The 22506-nt window shown below is 60.1% G+C and carries 18 protein-coding genes and 1 tRNA gene; 6 read left to right on the plus strand and 13 right to left on the minus strand.

The annotated features are described in order from the left end of the window. From AC1DA5_RS07990 to AC1DA5_RS08010, 5 genes are all read right to left on the minus strand, one after another. On the minus strand, positions 1 to 1131 hold the full coding sequence (locus tag AC1DA5_RS07990; protein WP_480289811.1) for a BMP family lipoprotein: 1131 nt from the start codon (positions 1129 to 1131) through the stop codon (positions 1 to 3). Positions 1132 to 1244: 113 nt separating this feature from the next. Continuing rightward, entirely contained in the window at positions 1245 to 2306 is a 1062-nt protein-coding gene (locus AC1DA5_RS07995; RefSeq protein ID WP_058236174.1) for a mannose-1-phosphate guanylyltransferase, read from the minus strand. A 70-nt stretch (positions 2307 to 2376) separates the two neighbouring features. After that, the gene (locus AC1DA5_RS08000; RefSeq protein WP_092648260.1) at positions 2377 to 3009 is read right to left on the minus strand and encodes a 50S ribosomal protein L25/general stress protein Ctc; all 633 of its coding nucleotides are present in this window, start codon (positions 3007 to 3009) and stop codon (positions 2377 to 2379) included. Between the two features lie 161 nt (positions 3010 to 3170). Further along, positions 3171 to 4151 (minus strand): ribose-phosphate diphosphokinase, encoded by a 981-nt coding sequence (locus AC1DA5_RS08005; protein ID WP_058236176.1) that lies wholly within the window; start codon positions 4149 to 4151, stop codon positions 3171 to 3173. 255 nt (positions 4152 to 4406) lie between these two features. Beyond that, positions 4407 to 4477, minus strand: a tRNA-Gln gene (locus tag AC1DA5_RS08010). A gap of 80 nt (positions 4478 to 4557) precedes the next feature. Here AC1DA5_RS08010 and AC1DA5_RS08015 point away from each other — a divergent pair. The 5 genes from AC1DA5_RS08015 (at position 4558) to AC1DA5_RS08035 (ending at position 10142) form a co-directional block, all read left to right on the plus strand. Then, positions 4558 to 5181 carry a TetR/AcrR family transcriptional regulator gene (locus AC1DA5_RS08015; RefSeq protein WP_058236177.1) on the plus strand — a complete coding sequence of 208 codons (624 nt, stop codon included), beginning with the start codon at positions 4558 to 4560 and terminating at the stop codon, positions 5179 to 5181. Positions 5182 to 5224: 43 nt separating this feature from the next. Continuing rightward, complete coding sequence (locus AC1DA5_RS08020; protein ID WP_058236178.1) at positions 5225 to 5731, plus strand: MarR family winged helix-turn-helix transcriptional regulator; 507 nt, start codon at positions 5225 to 5227, stop codon at positions 5729 to 5731. A gap of 38 nt (positions 5732 to 5769) precedes the next feature. Continuing rightward, entirely contained in the window at positions 5770 to 6531 is a 762-nt protein-coding gene (locus tag AC1DA5_RS08025; RefSeq protein ID WP_058236179.1) for an ABC transporter ATP-binding protein, read from the plus strand. After that, complete coding sequence (locus AC1DA5_RS08030) at positions 6516 to 8219, plus strand: hypothetical protein (protein WP_157886311.1); 1704 nt, start codon at positions 6516 to 6518, stop codon at positions 8217 to 8219. Before AC1DA5_RS08025 ends, AC1DA5_RS08030 begins: the two co-directional genes overlap by 16 nt. Before the next feature lie 147 nt (positions 8220 to 8366). Continuing rightward, positions 8367 to 10142, plus strand: a complete 1776-nt coding sequence (locus AC1DA5_RS08035; protein WP_480289815.1) for an ABC-F family ATP-binding cassette domain-containing protein — start codon at positions 8367 to 8369, stop codon at positions 10140 to 10142. Between the two features lie 79 nt (positions 10143 to 10221). Here the strand turns inward: AC1DA5_RS08035 and AC1DA5_RS08040 are convergent, their stop codons facing one another. From AC1DA5_RS08040 to AC1DA5_RS08050, 3 genes are read right to left on the minus strand one after another with little or no spacing between them, the layout of a single operon-like run. Further along, positions 10222 to 11289, minus strand: coding sequence for a substrate-binding domain-containing protein (locus AC1DA5_RS08040; protein ID WP_480289817.1), 1068 nt, complete (start codon positions 11287 to 11289; stop codon positions 10222 to 10224). Positions 11290 to 11347: 58 nt separating this feature from the next. Next, positions 11348 to 12451, minus strand: coding sequence for an ABC transporter permease (locus tag AC1DA5_RS08045; RefSeq protein WP_058236186.1), 1104 nt, complete (start codon positions 12449 to 12451; stop codon positions 11348 to 11350). 17 nt (positions 12452 to 12468) lie between these two features. Further along, on the minus strand, positions 12469 to 14055 hold the full coding sequence (locus tag AC1DA5_RS08050; protein ID WP_480289819.1) for a sugar ABC transporter ATP-binding protein: 1587 nt from the start codon (positions 14053 to 14055) through the stop codon (positions 12469 to 12471). Between the two features lie 237 nt (positions 14056 to 14292). Between AC1DA5_RS08050 and AC1DA5_RS08055 the strand changes: the two genes are divergently transcribed. After that, on the plus strand, positions 14293 to 16992 hold the full coding sequence (locus AC1DA5_RS08055; RefSeq protein WP_480289821.1) for a glycoside hydrolase family 172 protein: 2700 nt from the start codon (positions 14293 to 14295) through the stop codon (positions 16990 to 16992). On the opposite strand, the gene AC1DA5_RS08060 is transcribed toward AC1DA5_RS08055, so the two are convergent. From AC1DA5_RS08060 to AC1DA5_RS08080, 5 genes are all read right to left on the minus strand, one after another. Next, on the minus strand, positions 16972 to 17922 hold the full coding sequence (locus AC1DA5_RS08060) for a 4-(cytidine 5'-diphospho)-2-C-methyl-D-erythritol kinase (protein ID WP_058236188.1): 951 nt from the start codon (positions 17920 to 17922) through the stop codon (positions 16972 to 16974). The genes AC1DA5_RS08055 and AC1DA5_RS08060 overlap by 21 nt on opposite strands. Next, on the minus strand, positions 17915 to 18853 hold the full coding sequence (gene rsmA / locus AC1DA5_RS08065) for a 16S rRNA (adenine(1518)-N(6)/adenine(1519)-N(6))-dimethyltransferase RsmA (RefSeq protein WP_480289823.1): 939 nt from the start codon (positions 18851 to 18853) through the stop codon (positions 17915 to 17917). The genes AC1DA5_RS08060 and rsmA overlap by 8 nt, the downstream gene beginning before the upstream one ends. Positions 18854 to 18880: 27 nt before the next feature. Beyond that, entirely contained in the window at positions 18881 to 20209 is a 1329-nt protein-coding gene (locus tag AC1DA5_RS08070) for an aggregation-promoting factor C-terminal-like domain-containing protein (RefSeq protein ID WP_257525363.1), read from the minus strand. An 89-nt stretch (positions 20210 to 20298) separates the two neighbouring features. Then, positions 20299 to 21426, minus strand: a complete 1128-nt coding sequence (locus tag AC1DA5_RS08075; RefSeq protein WP_480289825.1) for a transglycosylase family protein — start codon at positions 21424 to 21426, stop codon at positions 20299 to 20301. Positions 21427 to 21573: 147 nt separating this feature from the next. Further along, a complete protein-coding gene (locus tag AC1DA5_RS08080) occupies positions 21574 to 22497 on the minus strand; it encodes a TatD family hydrolase (protein WP_480289827.1) in 924 nt (307 codons plus the stop codon). Between the last annotated feature and the right edge of the window lie 9 nt (positions 22498 to 22506).

A 22506-nucleotide genomic window follows, 5' to 3' on the forward strand; every position in this document is an offset into this window, starting at 1 on the left:
TCACTTTGCCGGGTCGTACTGCGTGGACACATCCAGTGATCCGTCCACAATCTGCTGCTTCAGCTCTTCGACCTTGTCCTTGAGCTCCTGAGAAACCTGGGAGTCCATGTCGTAGAACGGAGCCATCGCCACGCCCTTGTTCTTCAGGTTGCCGATGTATGGCGTGGAGGAGAAGTTGCCGTCCTTCGCGTCCTTGACAGTGTCGAACACGGCATTTCCGATTTCCTTGACGACGGACGTGAAGATGGCTGGATCGCCCACTGATTCGTGACCGTCAGCGTCAACCCACACTGCCTTCAGTTCGCCCTTGTTCGGTGCTGCGTTGATGGCTGACAGGGTGCCTGAGCCGATTGGGCCGGCAACCGGCATGATGATGTCGGCGCCCTGAGAGATGAATCCTTCAGTCAGAGTCTGTCCCTTATCGATCGAGGAGAAGTCGCCCACGAATGAACCGGTCTTCTTCTCGGTGTCCCACCCCAGAACCTGGATGGCGCTGCCGTTGTCTTCGTTGTACTTCTCAACGCCCTTGGCGAAGCCTTCCATGAAGATCTGGACGGTCGGAATTTCCATGCCGCCGTAGGTTGCGACTGTGCCGCTCGTGGTGGTGCCGGCTGCAACATATCCGGCGAGGAACGCTGCCTCAGCCGTGTTGAAGATGAGCGGGCGGCCGTTTTCCAGTTCGATCGGGTTCTGCTGTGCGTCCTGGAACTGCGAGTCAACGAGTGCGAACTGGATATCCGGGTTGGCCTGTGCTGCCTCAGCCATGGTGATAGCCAGCTTGTATCCAACGCCGACGATCAGCGTGCATCCGTCCTGAATCATGGCGTCAACGTTGGTCTGGTAGTCACCGTCTGACGTTGATTCCGCGAACTTGACTTCCACGCCCAGTTCCTGGCCAGCGCGATCCATGCCTTCCTTACCGGATTCGTTGAAGGAGCGGTCGTCGAAGCCGCCCTCGTCAGAGACCATACAGGCCTTGACTTCACTGGAACCCGCCGCCTGACCGGACTGGCCACCGGCTCCTGATGCCGGTTCGGTTGATCCGCTTGATGCTTCGGGTGCTGCGCTGCATCCTGCGAGCGCGAGCGCTGCGATCGCTGCAACAGCGCCTAGTTTGAAGCTCTTCGTCATAGTCTTCCTCTCACGAATATGGCATGCCCTCGGTGGACATGTCGTCGCTGCAGAATCCTCATAACGATAGCGCAAATCGTAAGGGCGTTTGGACAAAATTACGGATTCTTGATCTAGATCATGTCCAGACGTCCGTTTTCACGCGCCAGCTCCACAACATGAGATACGTCCTGAGCGCGGTCATTGCTGACCACCAGAATCGCATCGTCCTGAACGACGACGGTCATGTTGTCCACCCCGACCAGCGCAATCATCTGATCGGTCGACGAGTGCACGCTGGTGCCCGGCGCATCAACGCGTACGACCGATCGCTCCGATTGGCCGAACGTGTTGAGCGAGGGATAGTCCCCCACGTCAGTCCACCCCAGATCCTGCGAAGGCACCACCGCGACGCGTCCGCGCGCGGCGAGCGGCTCGGCCAGGGCGTAGTCAATGGCGATCGATTCAATGGACTCCCATAGTTCTTCGCGCTCGTTCGGGTCGGTGTCAGGGTCCACGATCGCGTTCAAGGCGCGGTCCATCTGTGGATTCTCATGGGCGAGGGCGTCCCTGAGCGTGCCCGCCCGCACGATGAATATTCCAGCGTTCCACAGGTAGCCGTCCGTCACGTATCGCCGGGCGGTTGACTCGTTGGGCTTTTCCACGAATTCGCTGACTGTATAGGCGCCGCTGGCTCCCCCAAGTGCAGGCCCGGGATGGATATATCCGTACGCGGTCGATGGCGAGGTGGGCGCAATGCCAATCGTTGTCAGGTAGCCGCTGCGGGCTGCCTGAACTGCCCGCCCGATCGCCTGGTGCAGCTGATCGGGGTGCGCGATGGCATGGTCAGCTGCAAATGAGCCGACAATCGCGTCCTGCCCAAAACGCCTGAGAATGGAGTAGGCTGCCCACCCGATCGCTGCCATCGAATTGCGTGGAGCCGGTTCCGCAAGGATTGTGCACTCGTCGTGCAGCTGGGCGGCGACAGCGTCACGATGCCTGGCGCCGGTGACGACCGTGATGGACCGGGAGACAGGCGTCAGCCTCGTCACTGTCTCCTGCAGCATGGAGCAGCCGCTGCCCGTCAGGTCGAGCAGGAATTTCGGGCGGTTTCGGCGCGACAGTGGCCACAGGCGTGTACCTGAGCCTCCAGCCGGAATAATCGCGTGAATGGTCGGGGCGATATGGGTCGTCATGGCTCCAGAATATGCATAAACCTCCGGCCGCTCCACGGCGACCGGAGGCTTATGACCAGAGAGTCGGGTCTTACTCTTCTTCAGATGCTTCCTCAGCGGCTTCAGCGGCTTCTGCGCCTTCAGATTCGCCTTCTGCAGCTGCTTCAGGTTCAGGAATTTCGTTTTCCTGAATCTCGGCGACCGACAGAATGTCAACCTCTTCGTCGGTGACCAGATCAACGTTCTCAGGCAACTTCAGGTCGCCTGCGTGGATCACCAGGCCGTCCTCGGCGCCCTCGATGTCGACCTCGATGAACTCGGGGATCGAGGTAGCAGGCGCAGCCACCATGACCTGGAAGGTTTCGACGGTGTGCGTCAGGCCGGCCTGCGGCTCGCCCACGACGGAGATCGGAACCTCAACATCAACCTTTTCGCCGGCCTTCACGGCCAGCAGGTCGACGTGCAGGATGTTGCGTGACACGGGGTGACGCTGGACGTCCTTCACTAATGTCAGGTAGGTTTCACCATCGACCGACAGTTCAACGACTGCGTTCGGGTTAGAACGCACAATCAAAAACGTTTCGTGCGAGGGCAGTCCCAGATGCATCGTGTCGGAACCGTGTCCGTACATGACTGCGGGGATCACGCCGTCACGACGTGCGCGGCGTGCTGCACCCTTACCAAAGTCATTGCGCAGCTGCGCATCAAGATGATTTTCACTCATTGAAGCCTCCATTTTTCAGTCGTTTCTTCGCCGACGACACCAACAAGGCTTCTCTCTGCGCGCGGGCGCACCGCAGGTAAAAGCTTCGTCGATCACGGCACCGCAGATATGCGACGCCCTCGCCGGAGCAACGACACATAGCCTAACCCGAAAGGGGCGCTCTATGCGACCCCGTCGAACAGTGATGTGACCGATCCGTCTTCGAAGACCTCTTTAATGGCGCGAGCCAGCAGAGGCGCAATCGACAGGATCGTCAGCTTGTCAAAACGCTTCTCCCCAGTGATGGGCAACGTGTCAGTGACGACCACTTCAGTTGCTCCACACTCAGAGAGGCGCTGGGTTGCCGGGTGGGACAGGACGCCGTGCGTTGCCGCCACGAGCACTGACTTCGCACCGGCCTTGTACAGTACCTTGACCGCTTCAGCAATCGTGCCGCCCGTGTCGATCAGGTCATCAACCAGCACGCAGTCACGCCCGTCGACTTCACCCACCACGCGGTTGGCGACCGCGACGTTGGGGCGAGTGGTGTCACGGGTCTTGTGAATGAATGCCAGCGGGCAGTTCCCCATCTTCGCAGCCCACTTCTCAGCCACGCGAATGCGGCCGGCGTCCGGCGACACGACAGTGGCGTGCGACAGGTTCACGCGTCCGCGCACGTAGTCGACCAGCACGGGCATGGCCCACAGGTGATCAACAGGACCGTCGAAGAAGCCCTGTTCCTGCGAGGCGTGCAGATCCACGCTCATCACGCGGTCAGCTCCGGCTGTCTTGTACAGATCGGCCACGAGGCGAGCGGAGATCGGTTCACGACCCTGATGTTTCTTATCCTGACGTGCATAGGGGTAAAACGGTGAAACAGCGGTGATGCGCTTGGCTGACGCGCGCTTGGCGGCATCAATCATGATGAGCTGTTCCATCAGCCACTTGTTAATAGGGGTGGTGTGCGACTGCAGCACGAAGACGTCAGCCCCACGCACAGATTCGTTGAATCGAACGTAGATCTCTCCGTTGGCAAAATCGTAGGCAGTGGTCGCAGAGACACCGCAGCCCAGATGCTCACCTACCTGATTTGCAAGATCGACGTGTGCCCGTCCTGATACAAGCACGAGTCGTTTTTCACCACTGGCGACCAAGCCACTCATACGGTTGTCCTCCCCTTCAACCTGCCGCTACACGGATGCGGCGTCTCTTATGCTATAGGTTCATCCCCCTGATCCGTGAGTTGATGTGGCGTGCTTTACTCGATACAGGCCCCTCAAGGCTATTTCGGGATCGATTAGCACTGTTGTTCCGGTGTCGTGCAGGCACGAGATTATTTCGGGGAACGCGACCCCCCAGAGAGGATGACGCAAAACCGTTTTTCGTTGCTATAGTGCAACTTTGCTCAGTACATTGAGCTCCGCCCCCAGGATTCGAACCTAGACTAAGGGCACCAAAAACCCCTGTGCTGCCGTTACACCAAGGCGGATAGACCACCCGATTATGTCACAGTCGCGCGAAGAATCAGAAGCTTAAAGTGTGGAGCTCAACACGTTCTAGAGTACTGCTATGGCAGAAAAACGAGTCCGGATGAGCGGTGTGGCGCGACGTGAGCAACTCATTGAAGTCGGTCGCGCCCTCTTTGCAAAGAAAGGTTTCGACGGTACGTCCATGGAGGAGGCAGCCGCGCAGGCAGGCGTCTCCAAACCGGTCGTCTACGAGCACTTTGGCGGAAAAGAAGGTCTGTATGCGGTGATCGTGGACCGTGAGGTGCAGTCCCTTGTCTCCGCGATCCAGACGTCGCTGGAATCGTCCACGCATCCGCGTGAGATCCTCGAGGCGGCCGCACTGACACTGCTGGATTACATTGAATCGAATACGGATGGCTTCCGCGTCCTCGTGCGCGATACACCCAACGACCGTACATCCAGTTCTTTCTCATCGGTGCTCGGCGATGTTGCGATGCGGGTGGAATACCTTGTGGCCGAACAGTTCGAACGCTCGAATATGGAACCGGGGTGGGCACCGCTGTATGCGCAGATGCTTGTCGGTTTGATCGCGCAGGTCGGGCAGTGGTGGCTCGAAGACCGCTCCATGCCGAAGGAAGTTGTGGCTGCACACGCCGTCAACCTGGTGTGGTACGGGCTGCGCAACCTCAAGACTGATCCGTCATTGCGTATGCATTCTGCGTGAGCCCCCCTCGCGAAAGTATCTCGAAAACAAGTATCTTGGTGTCATGAGAAAAACGCAGCGAGACGAGGTCGATGCGATCGTTCAGGGGTGGGCACGTCAACGCCCGGACACTGACCCCTCCCCCATGCTTGTGCTCTCGCGCGTAGCCAGACTGGCGCGCCATCTGGATCTCAAGCGGCGCGAGGCATTCGCCCAACACGATCTTGACCCGTGGGAATTCGACGTGCTCTCCTCCCTGCGCCGCGCCGGAAAGCCGTATTCGATGACGCCCGGGCACCTCATGGACGAACTGCTCGTCACCTCCGGGACAATGACGAACCGTATTGACCGCCTCGAACGTCGCCACCTTGTAACGCGTTCACCGGCTCCGGATGACCGGCGCGCCGTCCTCGTCACCCTGACCCCCACCGGCAAGAAGCACGTTGATGCGGCGCTGATCTCCCTGCTCGAATGTGAAAAGCAGATTCTGGCGCCGCTTTCCCGAGGCGATCAGGACGATCTTGCTGACCTGCTCAGAATTATCCTCGCATCTTACGAAACGAAGTACTAGCCTAAAAGTAGCGTCCGACCACTACCGCGAGGGGACTTATGACTGACCAACCACCGGCACTCGCATTCGATCACCTGGTCAAGGTGTACGGCAATCTCGTCGCAGTAGGCGACCTGAGCCTGAATATTCCCGCCGGCTCGTTCTATGGAATCGTCGGCCCCAACGGTGCAGGCAAAACCACAACCCTGACAATGGCGACCGGCCTGTTGCGTCCAGATGAAGGAACAGCCTACGTCCACGGCGTTGACATGTGGGCCAATCCAACCGAGGCTAAGAAACTGCTCGGAGTAATGCCTGACGGTATGCATTTGCTGGACCGCCTCTCCGGCCCGGATTTCCTGACCTACGTGGCCTTGCTGCGCGGGATGGACACTGACACTGCGCGCTCACGTACCCAGGACCTGCTCGAAGCCCTGGATCTGACTGAAACGTCTGACAAAATGATCGGCGACTATTCGGCCGGCATGACCAAGAAGATCGCGTTGGGCGCATCCTTGATCCACTCCCCCAGCGTCCTGGTTCTGGACGAGCCGTTCGAATCGGTCGACCCGGTTTCGGCCGCCAATATCCGTGAGATTCTCAAATCGTTCGTGCGCCAGGGCGGCACAGTTGTGCTGTCTAGTCACGTAATGTCAACCGTGCAGAAACTGTGCAGCCACGTTGCGATCATCCATCACGGTCAGGTCGTAATTTCCGGCACGACTGACGAGGTAGCTGCAGGCGGTGACCTCGAAGAGCGCTTCACTCAGATCGTCGGAGGCCGCATCACTCACGAAGGGCTGTCATGGTTGCACTCCTAATGCGGATGAAAGCGAAGCTGACGTGGAACTCGATGAAGCGTCAGACAGCCTTCCTCGTCCTGTCAATCCTGGGGGCCCTGGGCATCGCCGGCTACGTCGGAATGATTGCCGTCGGAGCCGTGTTTTCCATCTTCGAGGGCTACGCCGACCTGGCCAGCGTCATGTTCACTTTGATCAGTGCCTTAGCTGTGCTGGCATGGGTGATAGCTCCTGCGCTTATGGCATCGGCTGACAACACGTTGGATCCGGTTCGCCTCGCACCGTTTGCCGCACCTTCACGGCGTTTCGCGATCGGCATGATTGCCGCAGCTTTCGTGGGATTCTCCGGCATTGGCACTGCGTTATTTCTTCTGGTTCCCTTCGTCGCCTGGATTGTCTCCGGCCATGTGGTGGTGGCGCTCGTCAGTGTGATCAGCGCCTGCCTGGCACTTGCTATATCGCTGGTGTGGTCACGTGCCGTGACGACGTGGATGAGCGTTCAGATGACGGCTTCCACCCGTAGGCGCGATCTACAGGGCGTCATCGCAACGGTCGCGCTGTTTCTCTTCGTCACGCCTCTGGGTCTGTACATCAATGCCGGAATCGACAACTTCAACGCCGCTTTCGTCACCCGACTCGGTACGATCGTCGGCTGGACACCGATGGGCGCCCCGTTCGCGATCAGTCAATCCGTCTATGAAGGCAACTACCTTGTCGCCCTCGCGCGGCTGGCCATTTCACTGGTCACTTTGTGGGCAGGATGGAAGCTGTGGCAGTACGTACTCCCCTTCGCCATGAATGGCAAGGCACGGCCAGTCAGTGCTGAGGCCCGTCAGGCGATTGCAGAGGGACACCACTTGATCGATCCCACGCAGGCTGCTCCCTCGGCGCGCGCTGACCAGCGCTCCTTCAAGCATGTCGATCCGTGGTTGCGTCTGGGTTTGCCACGGGCAGCGGCCGCGCTGGCGGCCCGCACCAGTCACGAGTTTATCCGCGATCCGCGTCTGCTCTCACAGCTGATCGCGGTCGGCGTCCTGCCCGTGCTGGGTATCGCAATTTCGTTTATGGGGTCGAATTCGGACTTCAGCTTTGGCAACACGTTCGCCATTTTCTTCACGCTCTTTGGTGCGATGCTCTTCGGCGGTGTCGTCGCGACCCTGATGGCATGGGATTCAACGGCGAACTGGCTGAGCATCACTGCTGGAATACGCGGACGCGACGAGCGTCTGGGTCGTCTTGTGGGCGCGTTACCCTCAGCGATCAGCCTCTTCGCCGTTGTCATGGCACTGCTGGCTTTCGCCGCGGGGATTCAAGGGCGTTCGCTCATCTACCTCGCAGTCACCACGGTGCTCCTGTTCTGCGCGACTGCCGGCGCAGGCCAGATCCTGCATGCACGCTGGCTCTACCCTGTTCCTCCGCCCGGCGCGAACCCGATATCGACAAAATCCACCGGCAGCTTCACTGCCACGATGCTGGTGCAGTTCGCCCAGTGGCTCGCGGCTCTTGTGGCGTCTTTGCCGGCCTCAGTCGTTCTGCTACTCGGCTTCTTCGGCATCCTGCCAGATTGGATCGGCTACATCGTTGCCCCAGTCTGGTCGCTGGTATGTCTGGTCGTCGGCGTCATCGTGGGCGGTCACATGTGGGATCGCCACGCAGTGACGCTTCTGCAGCAGATCAAGGCCTGGCCAGGCCACGCGAAGACGGCCTGATCGGAATCCATGCGCACGATCCCACCATTTACGCAGGTAAGCGGCCATTTAGCCTGCTCTTCGAACCCCGCACTCACATCATCTCGATTGATATGAGGATTCTGAGGTCTCCTCACCAGCGCATTTTGACGTACCATATGTGCCGATATGGCACATCTTCTTGGCACAGACAACCTGCATATGGAATACCCCACGACCGTCGTCCTTGATCAGGTCACCGTCGGAGTTGACGAGGGCGACCGAATCGGCGTGGTGGGTCGCAACGGAGACGGCAAATCCACACTCTTGCGGCTACTGACCCGCCAGATCACACCTGACAGCGGTCGCGTCACTCATCGTCGCGACCTGCGCCTGGGATACCTCAGCCAGTCTGATCGTCTGAATCCGTCTCACACCGTCAAAGAAGCACTAGTGGGAGATCGCCCGGAGTATGAGTGGGCGTCCGACGCGAATATCCGATCCATTATTTCTGGACTGGCTTCGGATATCGCATGGGATTCCCTCGTCGGTGATCTTTCAGGTGGACAGCGCCGACGCGTCGATCTTGCGCGCCTGCTTGTGGGCGAGTGGGATGTGCTGATTCTGGATGAACCAACGAACCACCTGGACATCGAGGCGGTCGCGTGGCTGGCTGACCATCTCAAGTACCGGTGGAGTCCGCGCGACGGTGCGCTCATCGTTGTGACGCACGATCGGTGGTTCCTTGATGAGGTGTGCACCCGCATGTGGGAGGTGCATGACACAACGGTTGAACCGTTCGAAGGCGGATACGCAGCGTACGTCCTGCAGCGTGTGGAACGTGACCGGATCGCGGCTGCGACCGAAGCGAAGCGCCATAACCTGATGCGCAAGGAACTTGCCTGGTTGCGTCGCGGAGCGCCGGCGCGCACGTCCAAGCCGAAGTTCCGTATCGAAGCGGCGAATGAGCTGATCGCTGACGTACCGCAGGTGCGCAACCCGATTGAACTGCAGCGGCTATCTGTGGCACGCCTGGGCAAACAGGTGGTGGATCTGCTGGACGTGTCGGTTTCGTTTGATACGAACGAGGTTCTGCGCGACGTGACGTGGAGGATCGCACCCGGAGAGCGCAGCGCTATCCTCGGCCCGAACGGTGCGGGCAAGTCAACCCTGCTCAACGTCATCAGCGGTGCGCTGAAGCCGACGTCGGGGCGAGTACGTCAGGGTAAGACTGTTCGTATCGGAGTGCTCGACCAGCAGTTTTCGCAGCTGGATGAGATCTCGGGTGACCGCGTGCGCGAAGTGCTTGGCCGCACCAGAACAACGTTCGTCGTGGACGGTAAAGACACCACTCCAGCGCAGATGCTGGAGCGCCTCGGATTTCGCCACGAGCATCTGTCAGCGCGCGTCGGAGAACTGTCGGGCGGGCAGAAACGCAGGCTGCAGATTCTGCTCGTCCTGCTTGACCAACCCAATGTCATGATTCTGGACGAGCCGACCAACGACGTCGATGCCGATATGCTGACCGCCCTGGAGGACGTCCTCGACACGTGGCCGGGCACGCTGCTGGTTGTGTCGCACGATCGGTACCTGATTGAGCGCGTCACCGACCAGCAATACGCCATCATTGACGGCACGTTCCGCCATCTGCCCGGTGGGGTCGAGCAGTACCTGAAGATCCAGGGCCAGACTGAGCCCGCGGAACCATCACCTCCTGAGGAGGAAACCGAGAATTCCAGCGCTCGCGCCTACGCTGCACAAAAAGAGCTGTCAGCGCTGGAGCGAAAGATGGACCGCCTGACACGCCAGGACGAGGATCTGAAAGCGCAGATGGCAGACCATGATCCGACTGACTACGTGGGGTTACAGGACCTTGCGGATCAGGTTCGCGCAGTTGAGGACGAGGTTGGCCAGCTCGAAGCACAGTGGCTGGAGCTGTCCGAGGAGCTCGAAGATCAGAGGTAACTACTCGTGATCTTCCACGCTCTGCCTCTCTTGTGCCGGCGCCGGGGAGTTCCTCGGCGCCGGCCTCGTACAAGCCCTCTTACTTCTTGTTGGAGAAGTCGTTCAGCTCGTACTGTTCGGCAGCGTTTTCAGGTGTGATCGGGGTGGTTTCAAGGACCTGCTGGGCCTCGACCGGCTCGCCCTTGATCATCGCCAAAATGGTGTCAACTGTTTCCTTAGCACCTGTCGGATAGATGAAGGTACCTGCCAGCTGGCCTTCCTGAACGGCTCGTATGCCACCGTCAGGAATTGCGAGGCCGTCAATACCGATGAACTTGATGTCCTCGGCTTTGCCGGCACCTGCCGCAGCCAGGTAGGCGCCCAGCGCCATTGGGTCATTGTGCGCGTAGACCAGGTCAATGTCTTCACCGGACTGCAGCCACTGCTGCATGATCTTGGTGCCCTCTTCCTTGATCCACTTTGCGTCCTGATCCTTGACGATCTCGATCTTCGGGTTCGCAGCGATTGCGTCACGGAAGCCCTGGTCGCGGTCGATCTGAGGCTGGTTCGAGGTAATGCCTCGCAGCTCGACGACCTTACCGCCATCAGGCAGAAGCTGGAGTGCCAGTTCACCTGCGGCCTTACCGATTGCCACGTTGTCACCGCCAATGAAGGAGGTGATGCAGTCCGTGTTCACAGCGCGGTCCAGCACGATCACCGGGATACCTGCTTCACATGCCTGCTCAACTGGCGGGGTCAACGGGTCAGACTCGTTAGGCGAGACGATCAGAATGTCAACGCCCTGCTGAATGAACTGCTGGACCTGACTCACCTGACGTGAGGAATCCTGCTGAGCGTCAGCAATCGGCAGCAACTCAAGGTTCGATTCCTGCCCGATGTAATACTCCAGCTGTGCGTTGATCTGCGCACGATATGGCTCAGCGTTGTTGGCCTGTGAGTACCCGATGACGTACTTGTCCTTTTCGGGCAGCAGACGTCCGTCGCTTGCGCCAGCCGCGCTGCTCTGATCAGTTGTGGCACTCGATGCGCCTTCATCTGCCTGTGAGCCGGATGTCGGCTGATCGTTGGTTGCGCACGCGCCGAGCGATGCTGCGGCGACCAGGGCACCCGCCAGGAGTACCGGTAGTTTGCGTCGCGTGATTGTCATGAGAGCTCCTTCGCTTTCTTAGTGTTGTGTTTACCTTGGTGTGGACTTCCCCCTCGGCCTACTCCTTCGCGTGTCGCGTCGAGGATGCCTTAACGGGATGCGCGGTTCGTCGTTTCAGGCGAGCCGCAGCGTTGGGAATGAGGTCGGGATGTTGGATCACAACGGCGACCACGAGGATGATGCCTTTAATGATCATCTGCCAGTTGGCACTGAAGTTGTTCAGGCCCAGCACGTTGTCGAGCAGGGTCAGGATCAATGCGCCGATCGACGTTCCGATCACTGTGCCTCGGCCGCCAGCCAGGCTCGCACCACCGATGACGACGGCTGCAATCGCGTCCATCTCATAGGTCATGCCGGCTTGAGGATCTGCTGATGCGTTATAAGCCGCGTTAATCGGACCGGCCAGGCCGCACAGCAAACCAGAGATCATGAAGACAATGACGAGCACTGCTTTGACGTTCACACCCGACAGGCGCGCCGCGGTGGGATTGCCGCCCACCGCGTACACGTGCCGCCCGAACGTCGTGCGTGACAGCAGCAGATGGACGAGGATAATGACCACGATCAGCGCCAGCACAGGGAAATACCCTATTAACGGTATAGGGAACAGCGTTTCGCCTGGCGTCCCCAGCATTCGGAACTGTTGAGATCCCGGAGCCACCTCCCCGTCCGGTCCGATCACATTCGTTCCGATCGACACGTTATGGGAGAACTCGCGGGTAAAGCCTCGTGCGATCGTCATGATGGCCAGCGTCATGACAAACGACTGGATCTTTAAGTACGCGGTGCCGATACCGCTGATGATGCCGAAGAGGGCGCCCACAGCCATTGACGTGGGAACAATCGCGATCACCGGCCAGTTCATTTCCGTCAGCAGCCATGCTGACGTGGTTGAACCGACTGCCATGACTGCGCCCACCGACAGATCGATGCCGCCGGTGATAATGACCAGAGTCATTCCCACCGCCAGGATGCCTCGCGGAGCGAAGTACCCAATGGCGTTCGTCAGGTTTCCTATGTCCGCGAAGCGCCCTCCCTGGCTCCACAGTCCAATCAGGACGATCAGGAGAAGGCCGATATAGCCTTGGGACTGGCTCAACATCAGGAGCCATTTCTTGCGCTGCACGACCGCACCCGATCCGCGCTGCGACTGTGTGCTCATGGGGTTGTTCTCCTTCACTATTTAGCAGTTTCGATGGCATCGACGGCGGGCGCATCCTCTCTGACTGCCTGCCCTTGAATCGGCATTGCCGCGGTGAGTAGGTCTTCCTGAGTGGCTGTGCCGGCGTCAAATTCAGCGGTGATTTTTCCTTCGCACAACACCACGATTCGGTCGCACATTCCCAGTAATTCGGGAAGCTCTGACGAGACAACGATGAACGACACTCCCTGCGATGCCAGCTGCGCAACAAGTTCGTAGATTTCTGCTTTCGCACCGACATCGATACCGCGTGTCGGCTCATCGAGCAAGATCACTTCCGGGTTGGTCAGCAGCCATTTTCCGAGGACGACTTTCTGCTGGTTTCCACCCGACAAGGTGCTCATGAACGCATCCATCGACGGGGTCTTCACCCCAAGAGTCTGAACCTGCTCCTCGCTCGCCTTCTTTTCTCGAGTTTTCTTCACCCATCCGCCTATGCCGGCAAAATCCGACAGGGCGGGGAGCGTCATATTGAAGCGCACGGAGTTTTCCAGGATCAGGCTCTGCAGTTTTCGATCTTCACATACCAGGGCAATCCCGGCGTCGATACTGCGTGCGGGCGTCCGCTTGGTCAGCGCCTTGCCGTTCAGGGTGACCTGACCGATCATGTCCGAGGATGGGGGTGTTCCAAAAATGGATTCGAGTACTTCTGAGCGACCAGCTCCCATCAGGCCGGCGATTCCCAGCACTTCGCCGGGCTCAACCGACAGCGAGATGTCGTGCAGTGCTGCCCGCGACTCGCGCGCATTGGGCATGAGGGAGAGGTGCTCCACCGTCAGTCTGGCTTCGCCGCCCTCGGCGCGGGCACCGGTTTCCTCGGGACGCTGGTGCAGTTCCGAGATCGGACGACCCACCATCATGTGGATCAGTTCTGATCGACTGACGTCCCTCATCTCGCGTTCACCGATGAACTGTCCATCTCGCAGCACTTCGACCCGGTCAGCAATCTCTTCGAGTTCTTCCAGACGGTGAGAGATGTAGATGATGCCGACTCCCTCGGATGCAAGTGACCTGACAACCTCGAACAGGCGTTCAACTTCAGCATCTGCCAGCGCCGACGTCGGTTCGTCCATGATCAGGATTCGGGTGTTCAGGCTCATCGCCTTTGCCACTTCAATGAGCTGCTGTTCTGCCAGTCGGTATTGACGCACGAACTTTCTAGGATCTAGATCCAGCCCGACTCGCGCCAGCAGATCCCGGGCCGTCGAAATCGTGCGCTGTTTCTTGACCCACCCTCCGGTCGCCTGTTCTCGTCCGAGCCAGATATTGTCTGCCACTGACATGTCGGGGACGAGGTTCAGTTCCTGGTGGATGGTGGAAATCCCCAGCTGTTGTGCGGTGCTGGGGCTATGCAGCGTGACCGGCTCTCCGTCGACCTTGATGTGACCGTCGTAGTCGTTGAAGACTCCAGAGAGCACGTTGATCAGCGTGGACTTGCCTGCTCCGTTTTCTCCCAGCAGTGCCACAACTTCACCGGCGCCCAGGCGCAACGACACATTATCGAGTGCTCGCACTCCTGAAAACGATTTCCCGATATGGTGCATTTCGAGCAACGGTACAGTCACGACGCGCCTCCGATTCGCCATTGATGTCAAGCGCCTAGATTGATCTCCACACCGTATACCAGCTGTTTAGACGACTCAACGATTTCACAGGTAACGGTTTAGCGACATTAGTATTACTATAACCTATATATCACATAGCATTTACTATGCACAATCGCTTGACACTCATTTTTGCTCCATTTAAGCTGATTTTGCCCGAAAACGAAGTGGCGATGCCGCCACTCGACCCAAGGATCAATGATGAATCACCTCTCTCGACCGGGAAAGATCGCACTGGCCGCGTCAACAGCCCTGCTGCTCAGCATCGGCGGACTCGCCCAGGCAGCGCCACCCGACGAAAATCCCGCAACAGGTTGGCAAACCTACACTGACATCACTCGCCTTCCGGAACTGAGCACCGGCACGCAGAGCCGCCAGTTCTCAAGTTTTGATCGCGAAGGTGGCAACGACCACGACGGATTCAGCGGAAAGTACTCCTGCCTGCGCACCACCGATGAAGGATGCGTGCTGGCAGAAGCCACAGGCGCCGGCGAAATCCAATCCATCTGGTCAACGTGGGATCGTGGCGACGTCACCAAGGCCGGCAACATCATCATCGAACTCGACGGCACAGTCGTTCTCAATGCACAGTTCCAGGACGTGGTTGAAGGTAAAGCCGGCGCACCGTTCATCTATCCGTTCGTTGCCGACAAGATGCAAACCTCCGGTGGCGTGTACATCAAGATCCCCATGCCCTACCGCGAATCCATGCGCGTCACGGTGCAGAACAATCCGTTCTTTTACCATGTGTCGTACCGCTCGTTCGCCACCGCTGACGGCATTTCGACCTTCGATCCCTCCAACGTGCCCACCGACCTGCTCGAACAGACTAAGACTTGGGGTACGCAGCCGCCGGCCTCCCTCGTCAATGAGCCGAACCTGCACGCAGACTTCAGTCTTGCTCCGGGCGAATCCACAACAATCGCGACACTGGATGAGCCCGGAATGCTCCAGGCTTTCACCCTTGGCCTGCCAGGTCTCAAGGGCGCGCCGGCACCTGAGCGCATGAACGATGACGGTCGCGCAACGAAGGATTCGACCAGCTTCACCGTGGCGATTGATCCCGCGAACGAGGGAGTCACGCTCACGCGCCGCTATGACCCGATTTCACCTGATCAGAAGGCACGCATCCTGGTTGACGGCACGCAGGCCGGCCAGTGGGATGGCACCGAAGGCAAATCAGGGGTGTGGCGCGAAGAATCGGTTGAACTGCCCGCCGACGCCACCGCTGGCAAGTCATCGATCCGTATCACCAACGAATTCATCTCTGCGGGCAACGACTTCAACGAATTCCGCTACTTCGTCGACTCCAAGGTGGGCGGCGACATGATCCGAACCGACGAAGTCGACGTTGGCGAGGGAACCGACGAATCGCGCGCCTCTGAACAAGCTCACGACTATTCGATCGTGAACGAACGTTGGCACGGAGACCGGACCTATGCGCGCGAAAATACAAACCCCGCTGACGCCGAGCAAATCGCGGCGTCCGACGATTTCCTGACGAATACACATATCCAGATCCACGCCGACGGCCAGTTGACCGTCGACGCGCCGATCGGAGAATTCTTCGGTACCGGTCTGGGTCAGGCGCCCGTTACCTCGCTGATGTTCGGTGTCGATCCCGAAACAGGGACATATTCGTCGTGGTGGCCGATGCCGTTCGGCAAGACGATGACGATCTCACTGGTCAACAACTCTCAGTACACGCTGAACAACGGTACGTGCGATGTCACATTCAACGCGGATGCGAGTGTGGCCGAGCGTTTGAGCGGACCGGTCCCCTCCCTCGGATATTTCTACGCCACGCACCACGCGGGTCCGACCGAAGACGGGCGCGACTGGGTGTTCCTCTCAACTGAAGGCCAGGGCCGCTTCATGGGAGTCAGCCACACCATGTCCTCGTCACAGGGCGACGGCAACGTTCGCGGCTACCTGGAAGGCGATGAGCGCATCTACGTTGACGGGCTGCGCACCCCACAGTGGCACGGCACCGGCAGTGAAGATTTCTACGAGGGTGGCTGGTATTTCGATTACGGACCGTTCTCCGCATTTACCAACGGTGCGCCACTGGAGAAGATCGCTGGAACGTACGGCTGTGACTATCAGTGCGACTCGGCCTACCGACTGCTGATCGGTGATGCGATCGATTTCCAGAGCTCGATCAGCGCCGGATTGGAGCACGGGCCGGATAATCGCCATCCAGCTGAATACTCTTCGACCGCTTTCTGGTACGGCCACGCGGCTGCGCCTGTACTGACCCTTACTGATTCACTCAACATCACCGACGTGGACAGCGAGGCGGCTCACGCGTACTCAGGTGGCGGCGAACCGCGCTCCCTGACCAGCACATTCGAAGGCAACGATGACACGGTCAGCGTGACCGATTCTCTGCGCGACTCGACTGATCCGATCACTTTCACCGCGGCAGTCAAGAAGTCGAATCAGGGTGTACGCCTGCATCGCATGTCGGACCAGTCGAGTGGCTATCAAAGCGTCGATGTGGCCGTGAACGGCATGCATGTCGGCACGTGGCTGCAGCCCCTGGCCAATCAGACTCATCAGTGGCTGGAGGACACGTTCGAAATCCCCCGCGCCATCACTGAGAACGTCGATAGCATCACGGTTGAGCTGACTCCGCGCGATGGTTCGGCACCGTGGAGTGCTGCGCGCTACGAGGTGTACACGATTGGCGGCGAAGAGGCGGCGACGCCAGTCGAACCGCCGGAACCGGCTGAACCGCCCGCACCGCCTACATCGCCCACGACTGGCGAGCGTCCTCAGGCCGACAAGCCGCCTCGCCTCAGCGCGACCGGCTCGTCTGCACCGATCCTCGCACTCACAGCACTTGGAGCGCTGGGCGTAGGAGCGTGCGCACTGTCAGTTCGCAGACGCCACTGAGCCGTGGGCGGGGCCGCGCGTGGTGATGACCCGATCAACCTGATCAGCCTCACGCCATGCTGCGGCCACGCTGTCAGCGGCGCGTTCGTCGGCAACGAGGGCTGCAACTGTTGGCCCCGATCCGGACAGGATCACCGCGAGCGCGCCGCTTTCGCGTCCGATCTCAATCGTGTCGGCCAGTTCGGGTCGCAACGTGAACGCGGCCGCTGCCAGGTCGTTATGTAAGTACGGTGCCGCCTCGCGCGCACTGGCGGTGAGTGCGGCGAGCGTCTGTTCGTCTGGCCGGGTGAGTTCGGCCCATTCACCCATCTCATCGCGCCGCCTGAAAACCTCCGGCGTCGATAAACCTTCGTGGGCGGTTGCGCATACCCACAGGTGTTCATGTTCGCTGTCCAAGACCTGCATATGGTCGCCGTGCCCGGTTCCCAGCGCGATTCCGCCGACCAGGCAGGCCGGCACATCCGCGCCCAGCGTGCGGCCGACCGCCTGGAGCTGATCTGCGTCCAGTCCTAATTCCCACAGTTCGTTGCAGGCGACGAGGGTGGCTGCCGCATCCGCTGACCCACCGGCCATTCCACCGGCAATCGGCACGCGCTTATCAACGTGGATCCTCACGCCTGCCGCGGTCGACGCCCACGGGCCGCTTTGTGCGAGGCGCTGCAAGGTGCGTGCGGCTCGTGCCGCCAAGTGCCGGTGCGGGTCGAGCTCGTTCATCATGGCGCTTGCCTGACCGTCTACCTCGCCCTCTGGCGTGTACACGGTTGTCGATACCGCGATTCCGGGGGTGCGAGCCGTTGTCACTGTGACGGTTTCACGCAGGTCGAGCGCCTCGAACACGCTGATCAGCGGATGATATCCGTCTTTTTCCGGCGCGCCGACGCGCAGCAGCATGTTGACTTTGCCCGGGGCGCTGGCCTGAGCTTCACGCATGTGCCTCTCCGTTTCGTGTGGAGGCGTAGGCTCCCTCGGGCGTGGAGGGATCGCATCTGGCGGCGACGATAAGCCTGCCGAGGTCGACGAACTGGCCGATGGACAGCGTTTCGCCACGAGCCTGCGGGTCGATGCCGGCACGGGTGAGAAGGTCGGCGGCCGCTTCCCCGGATCCCGCCCAGTCACGCAGGGCCGCGCGCAGAGTCTTGCGTCGTTGCCCGAATGCGCGGTCGATCGCATCGAATGTGGCGTCGCGCAGGACGGCGTCACCCAACGGCTCATCGCGCCTGGTGAGCCGCACCAGTGCGGAATCGACGTTCGGAACCGGCCAGAACACGGCGCGCCCGATGCTTCCGGCTCGTTCAGCGTGGCCGTACCACGCGGCTTTCAGGGAGGGAACACCATAGGTTCGTGAGCGGGGCCCTGCGACGAGGCGGTCGGCAACCTCTGCCTGCACCATAACCAGGACATCGCGCAGCGTCTCGAAGCGTTCGAGCAGTCGCAACAGTACCGGCACAGCCACGTTGTATGGCAGATTGGCGACAAGTTTGGTGGGCGCAGCGTCGCCCAACTCGTCCGGCGTCACTTTCATCGCATCCATACAGGTGACGGTGAGGCGCTCTGCTGCCTCGGGCATGCGGGCCCGAACGGTTTCCGGCAGCGCACGAGCCAGGCGTGGATCAATTTCGACCGCATCGACATGTGCGCCGGTTTCCAGGAGCGCCAGTGTGAGCGACCCCAGTCCCGGCCCGACCTCAAGCACGTGGTCATCTCTCCCTACGCCACCTGCTCGCACGATGCGTCGAACGGTTCCGCCGTCGTGCACGAAGTTCTGCCCCAGCACTTTGGTCGGGCGAATGTCGAGGGCAGCCGCGATTGCGTGGATCTCGGCAGGTCCCAGCAGCGCGGATCGTTCGTCTGTTTCGTTCACGTCACGAGGGTATCGCGTGAGCGCGGATCAGTACCAACCGACAGAATTGGAATGCCCGAGCGCGCCGCATGGGGTTCCGTAGCGGCCGGCGACGTATCCCAGGCCCCACGTGATCTGCGTGGCCGGATTCGTCTGCCAGTCAGCACCGGCAGATGCCATTTTCGATCCGGGGAGAGCCTGCGGAATACCGTAGGCGCCTGACCAGGCGTTAGCGGCATAGGGGTTCCAGTGCGATTCGCGATCCCACAATGTCAGCAGGCACTGGAATTCACTGTCTGACCAGCCGCGCTGACTCACCATTTGCTGCGCGATGCCGCGCGGATCTTCGCCCGAGTATGTTCCGGTCGGTGTCGAGCTGATCGTCAGCCCTTCGGCTTCAGCGATGCCGCGAATCTCATCGAGTTCGGCCTGGCTTGAGATGTCACCGGGTTTGGCTCGGAATCGTACGGACGTGCGGCCATCTGATTCAGTGCCTTCTTCCAACTGGGCTTTCGGATCGATGCCGGCGGCCAGGAGAGCTTCGGGCGTGACTTTCCTGGTGCCGACGGTGACGATTTCCGGTCGCGGTTCCGCTTTCTTGTCGGCCGACAGCACGGCTGAGTAGGTCACTTCGCCGTCGACTGTTTCCTGCCACACCACAGAGCTGTTGGCACCGTGTGTGCCTTCCTGTTCAACGATGCGTTCGCCTTCGAACAGTGCGTCGGACTTGCGTTCTTCTTTCGAGAAGTTCACCGGGGTGTCTGTGCTGACGCGTCCGCGGGTGACGGGCTGGACGCGCACGGACAGTTCGCCGTTTGCCGATTCGAGGGTGACCCGGTCCAGCGGCGACAGCTTGATTCCGTTGTTTTCAATGACGTGTCGTATGTCCTGGCCTGCCCGGACGGCAACATTCTGGATCACGTTGCCGTTTGTTTCAATGACTGGCAGTGTGCGTGCGCGTGACACGAGCGGTTGAAGTTCGGCTCGCATCGAGGAGCGGCTCGCGCCTATCGCCACGGTGGATCCGTAGGTGTCGGCATCTGCCAGGATCGTGTCAATTGAGCTGGACGTCGACCATACGGTGCGTTCTTCGCCGTCGATCGTCAGGTCGTAGGGTTTGGCCGTGCGCACAACGACATGGTCAACTGACGCGATGTTTTCGCTGGGTGTGGGCGAGATCAGGTCGTGTTCACCGACCTGTACGTCGATGCTGGCGAGCGCGTCGGAGACTGTGCCGCCCCACACGGTGACAGGCTGACTGACTCCGTCGACTTCGAGCATCACTGTGTGACGAGCCTGAGCAATACCACCAACCGCGATGCCGGCTACTGCAAGTGACGCTGCACTTGCTGTGGCAATGATGCGTCGCGGGGTCACGGCAGGCTCCTTCCAATCGGCTGTTCCTACCGTAACCGTTTTGTGACTATTTGTGGAGTCGGACCGGAAAATTGTGGTGAGTTGCGCGCTCAGTACAGTCCGAGGCTTGCCGCGCATGCTGGCCACTGGCCCCATCCAGCTGCCGCCTGCAGTGCCTGAGCGCGGGCAGTTTGCTCAGCTGCCGATGCGTCCGAGGGCAGGCCGGTGCCGCCCATCGATTGCCACGTGGGCAAAGTGAACTGGTACATGCCGTAGAATCCGTTGCCCGTGTTGGTCGCCGGATTTCCGCCGGATTCACACTGAGCCAACGCGGCCCACACGTCCGAACCAGCAGTGGTTGCGGGAGCTGCAGTCGGCGTGGAAGCTGTCGTCCTCTGTTGGGCGGCCGCTTTCTTCGTTCCCACCGCGACGATCTTGCTTTGCGGGTCGGTCTTGCTGGTCGATACGGCTGCCGACACGGCGATTTCTCCGCCGACTTTTTCCTCAAAGTACTTGGTCGTCACCGAGCCGTCTTTGCCTTCCTGAATAACCGACGTCGTTCCTTCAGTCAGGGTGTCGTCTTTTCGCTCTTCAGTTTGGAACGGCACTGCGTCGGTCTGCGTGCGGTAGCCGCGCTCAACTCGTGTCACGACGATCGTGATGGTGCCGCCGCGGTTTTCCAGCTTCACGCGATCCAACGGGCTTGTTGTGACGCCCAAGCGAGCCAGGATTGAAGCCGTGTCGTCACCGGTTTCGGCAGCTGTGTCAAGGGTCTGGCCGTCTACCTCAACCTTGATGCGTTCGCCGGGCGCTGCCAGCGGCAATGTGGCACGGGCAAAGGATCGGTCAGCGGCGATGATCGCCGTGCCGTGCTGGGAGAATTCGTCCAGTAAATCGGCCATTGATCCTGCTGTGGACCACAGTTCCACCTGGTTCCCGTCCAGATCCACCGTGTACGGCGATGCAGTCCGTACAACGACGGTGTCACCGTTGGACACTCCCTCGCCCATCGCCGGTGCGACCAGATCGTGAGGGTTGACTTCAACGCCTGCAGCATTGATGACGTCTGAGACGGTGCGGGAGAATCCGCTGACGGGCTGCGAGACTCCGTCGACCTCGAGAGTCACGGTGTTGTGTGCTGCTGCTGCGCCCACTCCGGCCACGCCCACAACTGCGAGCGATGCGGCGGATGCGGCTGCGATAACGGTTCGTCGGCTCGGTGAGAATTCCAAATTCACAAGTGTCCTGAGGTCGTTCGGCTCCGTCGGGCAGACGGACTGACTGGTGCCACACTAATAGGTTTTACCCAAACGTGACATCCGACGTCGCACATCTCACATGCGTCGCGTTTGCTTTTCGCCGTCGCACGTGGTTGCGTCCACCCCTTACGCCCACGCGCCGTATACGTGCGTCGTATTGCGCCACAACCGGTCACACGCAGCAGCTTCGTCGACGTTCCATAGCTCGGCAATTGCCCGCACAGTGTGGACAATTGAGTAAGTCGCGTTCGGATGACCACGCCACGGCACTGCTGTGAGATAGGGCGCATCCGTTTCGACCAGCACGAGTTCAGGCGGAAGTTCGACCAGCGCTTGACGAAGGTGGGCGTTAGCCGGATACGTCATATTGCCGGAAAATGACGCATACCACCCGTTCTTCGCCAGTTCGCGCGCCATTGCCGCGTCGCCGGAGTAACAGTGAAAGACGATGAGCTGGTCGGCCGTGGCGGTTTCGTTCAGGATCGCGAGTGTGTCTTCATGCGCATCACGATCATGAATCTGCAGCGGCAGGCCCGCTGCGGCTGCGAGTCGAATGTGCGCGCGAAATGATTCCGCCTGCGCTTGTTTGCCGGCATCGGCTGTACGGAAGTAGTCGAGTCCGGTTTCACCGACGGCAACGATGACCGGGTCATTCAGACGCCGTTCAACCTCCGCGAGTGCTTCGTCCAGCGGAACGTGGTGCTGTTCAACGTGCGGGACGAGGCCATCTGGCGACGGTTCAGCAATCCCGGCATGCAATGCTGCTTCGTTGGGATGAATCGCAAGCGCCACTCGTATCGCGAGGCCGGACGCGCCCTCACGCGCAAGCTGCATCGATCCGTCGAAGTCAGGGATTTCGCAGGCAGAGGTGATGAGTCCGCGCACACCGACCTGCTGAGCGCGCTCGAGCTGTTCGTCAAGCGCCAGCCTGATTCCCTCAGCGCGAGGAATCTGTTCCTCATACAGCGGCAGATGAGTGTGGTTGTCGATCACATGACCTTCGAGCGGTTGCGCAGCTGGTGGCCATTCGCGCTTCTTTTTCTTCGACACCGGACCGGT

The organism is Pauljensenia sp. C0254C2, from assembly GCF_056583835.1.